Genomic DNA, 5,691 nt, shown 5'->3' with positions numbered 1-5,691 from the left:
AGAAGGGACTGGCGGGTTTCGCTTGGTCATTCCACCGGCAATGTCGGCCCTGTGTCGCCCGGCAGCATCAGTTTGCGGATGAGCTTGATCGGGGTGCCGCCTTGTTTCACGAATTCGTCGTGGAAGGTTTGCAGGCTGAATTTTTCCCCCTTGGCCTTTTTGTAATCGTCGCGGAGCTTCAGGATTTGGAGCTTGCCGAGGGTGTAGTAGAGGTAGGTCGGGTTGTAGGTTCCCCGGCGGGTTTCTTGGAAGGCGACTTCCGGTTCGATCAAACCCTCTTCGATGAAGAACTTCTTCCCCTGCTCCACCGTCCAGCCTTCCGTGTGCAACTTGATGCCGACGACGTAACGGCAATCTCGCAACAAAGCCTCGCTGAGTTGGGAGAGCCGGATCTTCGGGTCGTTGTTGCCGTAGCCTTCGTCCACGATCATTTGCTCGGTGTAATGCGCCCAGCCTTCGACATTGGTGCCGCAAGTGTACAGCTTGCGCACTTTGGTGGGGAATTGCTTCGAGTAAAGGAACTGCATGTAGTGGCCGGGGTAGGCCTCGTGGATGGTGATGATGTCCATCCCCAAACGGTTGAACTGCCGCATGTGTTCGGTCTGGCGCTTTTGCTCCCAATCCTTTTCCGGCGGGGTGACATAGTAGAACGCCTCGGTCGCCTTGGTTTCGTAGGCACCGGGCGTGTCCATCGAGGCAAAGCCGCCGGTGCGGGCAAAGGGGGGAGTCTCCGCGATCGTGGGAAGCACTTCGGAGGGGATGGAGATGATTTTCTTGTCAACCAGAAACCGCTTGGTGCGTTCGATGGTGCCGCGCGTGGCGGCCACTAGATCATCCGGCTTCGGGTGATCGTCCCCCAGACGGGTCAACACTTCGGCCGGGGTCAGTTTCGGGTCGATCAGCTTGGCGGTGGCGATGAAGGCTTCGCGATCTTTCTTCAAGTTGGCTTCGCCGATGGCCAGCAGCTTCTTGAGCGGGATGTCCAGCATCTCTTCATAGGCCAGCTTCTTCATGAAGGCATCGGCCCCGATGGCGTAACTTCCCTTTGCCCTTGGCAGTAAATCCTTTTCCACCCACACGGCGGCCTCTTCAAACTCCTTGAGGACGGCGGCATTGGCGGCCGTGAATTCGGCCAGCAATTTTTCATCTTTCCCGGCGGCTGTTTTGGCCCAAAGGGGTAAATCGGTCTTGAAGAACGAGACGGACCCCTTGGCGACGATCAACCCGAGATCAGCGAATTCCTTCGGCGGGTTCTCGATGTTTTCCTTCATCGCCTTGAACAACGCCGGGGTGGCCTTCAACCGACCGATGACAGATTTCAGCCGAACTTCCGGCGGGGCATAGGTCCGCTTCATCAGCAGGTCCATCGACTCCGCCGGTTTGCCGAGATATATCACCGGGTTCCGCTTCCAGTCGCGGACGGTCTCAAGCTCCAGCAGTTCGGCCTTGATCGTGTTGGCCAAAATCTCCGCGTCAATCTCCTCGGCCTCGGTGAGCTTGCCGTCGCGGAGCTGCTTGAAAATCGCCTCGCCGATTTTGAGGGTAGTCACCCGGTTGGCGACGGACTTGGCATCCAGCGCCGGCAACAGGTGATCGAAGTCATGAATCCCGGCATAAGTCGCCTGGGTGGGGTCCCACATAAAGAGCGCGCTGTAATAGCGGTCAACCGCCTCCGCAAACAGGCTCTTCGCCGGTTCATCTGCCCGCAAGGAAGAGGCATTGAGAAGCAGCGCCACGGCCAGAAGCCATCCGGCCGGGCCACGGCGGGGAAATTGTCGCATGGGTATCCGATGTCAAGAGTCGGGAGAGGCTACGGGCAGGATACCCGGCGGGGAAAAGGAAGGCCAGCAGGAAACAACTCTCCGCAAATGAAGACCGGCGAGCCGGGTCGCGTGAGCGCCCGGAGATCGTCACACTTCAATGGCTTTGAGCGAATGAAGTGTGGCAGTCTCCGGGCGCTCACGCGACCCGGCTCGCCGGTTCTGGTTAGTGGCTTTGAGCGAATGAAGTGTGACAGTCTCCGGGCGCTCACGCGACCCGGCTTGCCAATTCTGACTGATGTTGCTTACGCACTCGCCCCAACCATCCGGCGCCGCCACTGATAGCCCAACCCGCCGATCACGCCGACGGCGGCCAAAAGCCACGTCGCCGGCTCCGGGGTTTCGTGGCAGTGCTGGTGGGTGGTGCAGCAGTCGGTGTCCTGCGGGGTCACGTCGATCACTTTGCCCCAGAGGGTGCCGGTGGCCTGATTGTCGCCGCCGGAGGAGATCAACATGCTTTGCGGGTTGGTGTAGGTGTTGCCTTGGGTGACGCCTTCGAGTTCGAGCTGGTAGGTTTTCCCGTTGATGCTGGCCGTGTCCGAGGGGTGGCCTTGGAAGACCAGTGCTTCAGCAAAGTGGGTTCCCGAAGAGGCGTCAACCACCGGAACTGGAGTGGAGAAGAACGCGGCGTAATCGATCCCGTCCGAGCCGGTCACTTGGAGACCGGCGGTGAACACATACGCCTTGCTCTCGCCGCCGGCCAGGAAGCTGACTTGGCCGAGGATGAACGGCTGGCTGCTGGTTGAGAAGGAACCGGCGGCCGTGAAATTCGCGGCCGAGCCATCTTTGGAGGGGTCGGCGGAAGACAGGTCGCCAAAAATCTGGCCGCCGAAAACCGGGTCGGCCGCTTGAAGGGCCGGTTGAAGGAACGCGAGGAGTCCGACCGTTAGTATCGTGGATAATCCGTGTCGCACGGGTGATTTCTCCGGGAGGGTTTTTGGGCGTAGGCGGGAGGATTATCGACCGATTATGACGAAAAGTCCAGACCAGACGATTGGGTTGTTTATGCGAATTGTAAGACTTGGAACGATTGCATATTTTGTCGATGAAAAACTTACAATTCCGAACCGGCCACGGCACGCATGGAATGACATGTTGTTTCCGCAACACTCGCAGGATCGGCAGGTTGCGCCTGTCTTTCCACGGAGATTCTTTTTGCACTCCCGTCACGGCGCGGGCTTTGCGGTTAGAGTTTCGCCGTCGTGGTTCCAACCCCCCCGACATCATGGCGGCAACGGGAGTACCTAAGGATGGCCACCCGACGATACATCGGCGCTCTGGTTGCGGTCCTCGCCATGACGGCGGGAGCCAACGCGGCGGTCGTGAAGACGACCAACTTCATTGTGGAAACGGCTCGCACGGACGATGCCGAGGAATTCGCCCGGCTTGCGGAGCATTACCGCAAGACCAAGGCGATGGAATGGCTCGGCAAGGAGATGCCGAACTGGCGTTCCCCCTGTCGGCTGCGGGTGACCGTGACCAACAACGGCGCCGGCGGCGCGACGACCTTCGACTTCAACAACGGTCAGGTCAGCCAAGAAATGCAAATCGAAGGGGCTCGGGAACGCCTGAAGAACAGCGTTCTCCCCCACGAAATCACCCATACGGTTTTCGCCCATCACTTCCGTCAGCCCGTCCCCCGCTGGGCGGACGAAGGGGGCTCGGTCTACTCCGAGGACGACCTCGAACGGACCCGGCACGACAAGCTTTGCAAGCAGATTCTGAACTCGGGCGAAGGCATCCAGCTCAAGGCCCTGTTCCAGATGAAGGAATACCCCCGGCAAGTGATGACGCTGTACGCCCAAGGCTACTCGGTGACGAAGTTCCTTGTCGAACAAAGCGACCGTCAGACCTTCCTCACGTTCATCGGCATGGGCCTGCATGACGGCTGGGACAAGGCGGCCAAAGAAGTTTACAACTTCCGCAACGTGGACACACTCGAACAAGCGTGGCTCGATCACCTGCGGAAAGTGGCCCGTGGCGAGGCCGTGGTTCGCACGCCTCCCGCTCCTTCCCTTGGCGGCAGCAACCGGGACAAGGACACCAAGCTGGTGATGTTCGACACCGCCCCTCCAGTTCGGCCCTCCTTTGACCCGATTCCCGTGTCTCGCGGTGCCTCCCCCTCGGGTGATTACGACCGCCCGGCCACCACGGAAATCGGCTGGAACCGTCCCCGAGCCAAGACGGCCGAACCCGTCGCCAAACCAGACAGCAACCTGGGACCGGCCCCCGCCGCCCCGTCCAAGGTCTACACCCCGGCCGCGATCTTGCTGCCGCCAGAAGCCGTGCCGTATCGGTAATTAGGGTTTAGGGTTTGGGAGATAGGGTTTAGGGTTTAGGAAAAGACGCAAGGGGTTGCCTCATCATTCGACGAGGCAACCCCTTGCGTCTTTTTCGCATGAAGCATGTGGCGGTTATTTGAATCCGGGACCACAAGCGCACGTTGTGATTCTTTCCGAGCCTGAAGCGTCAGCGAGGGCTACGCTTCAACTTTTAATGTTGCGATTTTTGATTTCAAAAGGGTGTTCTTGGTATTGGCGAGCCGAGCTCCGTCAGGAGCCGGGTGGCTTCCGGCAGGGAAGGTGCCTTAGCCACGGGTTTGAGTCTGGCTGAGTGAAGGGGAGGCGGTTCAACCACAGCAAGCCACCCGGCTCCTTACGGAGCTCGGCTCGCCAATACCACCTTTGAAAACCAAAAACTCAACTTTAAAGGTTTCAACGGGGAGGCATCATACCTCAGTCGACGACTCACAACACAAGAAGCGTGGCCCTCGCTGACGCTTCAGGCTCGGACTAAACCCTAAACCCTAAACCCTAAACCCTAAACCCTAAACCCGAGGCGGTTTGCCCAAGGCCCGGCGAAGCAGGGAGATTTGGCCCGCATGGATCACGATGTGGGTGGCCCCGAAGAGGATGGCTTCGCCTTGGTTGGTGGCGAACATCGGGCCGGTGCGGGGTTCGGCCATTTTTTCCGGCGTCAACGCCCGCAGCAGCGGAAGCAGGCCGGCCAGCGCTTCGTCAAACAATCGCAACAATTCCTTCGGGTCACCGACATCCGTTTGCGCGTCGGCTTTTTGCCCGGTGACGCGGACCTTGGCCGCGAGTTCGGGGGAGATGGCCGGGGCCTCGCCGCCGAGTTTGGTCACGCTACCCGAGAGGGCTTTCGCCAAGTGGCCGACGATCCACGCCACGGAATTTGCCCCGGCGACGGGCTGGGCGGCAAACTCCTCCGGCGTCAGGTCGTCCACGGAAACGTGGATCAGTTTGCCGGCCGTCTGATAAGCGTTCACGAGCAGGTCGTTCGCGGTCATCAGAACCTCGGGGGGAAAAACACCAATCCCGGCAAGAACATGCGACGAGGCAAGTCCGGCCGGGATGCGTGAATTGGAATGCTGCTTGTCAGCTTACTCGCCGACGTAGGCCAGAAGGCCCATGAAGCGGGCCCGCTTGATGGCAACGCCAAGCGCCCGTTGGTAGGTGGAGCAGGTGCCCGTCCGCTTGCGGCTGTACAACTTGCCTTGATTCGTGCACATTTTCTTGATGCTGCCAACATCCTTGTAGTCCACGAAGGCCGGCCGGGGACAGCCTTCCTTGGTGCAAAAGCGACAGCGGTTCTTCTTGTTCCGTCCCAGTTTCTTCCGGATCATGCGATGCCATCCAGCCGGTTCAATGCGTGCGTGTGAAAATTATCGGAAGTGAGAGTGTAGAAACCCGGCCAGCGGTTGGCCACCCGAAGAAAACAACAAACGCCAGAGAATAAGACTCATTTCCGGCTCGGGGGATCGGCCGGAGATTATTTCGCCCCGGCAAGAATCCATTCTTGAATCTTCTTCTTCTCGGCCTCCGTGAGTTTCATCTTGCCGTCCGGCGGC

At 59.5% G+C, this 5,691-nt stretch carries 5 protein-coding genes; 1 reads left to right on the top strand and 4 read right to left on the bottom strand.

Going from position 1 to position 5,691, the window contains the following annotated elements:
- Positions 1-26 precede the first annotated feature (26 nt).
- On the bottom strand, positions 27-1,781 hold the full coding sequence (locus BGIM_RS0115175) for a DUF885 domain-containing protein (protein WP_020470606.1): 1,755 nt from the start codon (positions 1,779-1,781) through the stop codon (positions 27-29).
- Positions 1,782-2,065: 284 nt separating this feature from the next.
- Entirely contained in the window at positions 2,066-2,734 is a 669-nt protein-coding gene (locus BGIM_RS0115170; RefSeq protein WP_020470605.1) for a PEP-CTERM sorting domain-containing protein, read from the bottom strand.
- Between the two features lie 336 nt (positions 2,735-3,070).
- On the opposite strand from BGIM_RS0115170, the gene BGIM_RS50480 reads away from it, so the two are divergent.
- A complete protein-coding gene (locus tag BGIM_RS50480; protein WP_020470604.1) occupies positions 3,071-4,120 on the top strand; it encodes a peptidase MA family metallohydrolase in 1,050 nt (349 codons plus the stop codon).
- Positions 4,121-4,647: 527 nt separating this feature from the next.
- Here BGIM_RS50480 and BGIM_RS0115160 read toward each other — a convergent pair.
- Entirely contained in the window at positions 4,648-5,130 is a 483-nt protein-coding gene (locus BGIM_RS0115160; RefSeq protein WP_020470603.1) for a DinB family protein, read from the bottom strand.
- 93 nt (positions 5,131-5,223) lie between these two features.
- Positions 5,224-5,466 carry a 30S ribosomal protein S18 gene (gene rpsR, locus BGIM_RS0115155; RefSeq protein WP_020470602.1) on the bottom strand — a complete coding sequence of 81 codons (243 nt, stop codon included), beginning with the start codon at positions 5,464-5,466 and terminating at the stop codon, positions 5,224-5,226.
- Positions 5,467-5,691 lie beyond the last annotated feature (225 nt).

The organism is Zavarzinella formosa DSM 19928, assembly GCF_000255705.1.
In the GTDB taxonomy this organism is placed as follows: Bacteria; Planctomycetota; Planctomycetia; order Gemmatales; family Gemmataceae; genus Zavarzinella; species Zavarzinella formosa.
Note: the sequence above shows the minus strand (reverse complement) of the source record. Positions and strands in the feature narration are given on the sequence as shown.

What these genes read in the sequence shown, in the direction of transcription:
- BGIM_RS0115175 (WP_020470606.1), bottom strand. Translation starts at nt 1,781, where the DNA reads ATGCGACAATTTCCCCGCCGTGGCCCGGCCGGATGGCTTCTGGCCGTG.
- BGIM_RS50480 (WP_020470604.1), top strand. Translation starts at nt 3,071, where the DNA reads ATGGCCACCCGACGATACATCGGCGCTCTGGTTGCGGTCCTCGCCATG.
- BGIM_RS0115160 (WP_020470603.1), bottom strand. Translation starts at nt 5,130, where the DNA reads ATGACCGCGAACGACCTGCTCGTGAACGCTTATCAGACGGCCGGCAAA.
- rpsR (WP_020470602.1), bottom strand. Translation starts at nt 5,466, where the DNA reads ATGATCCGGAAGAAACTGGGACGGAACAAGAAGAACCGCTGTCGCTTT.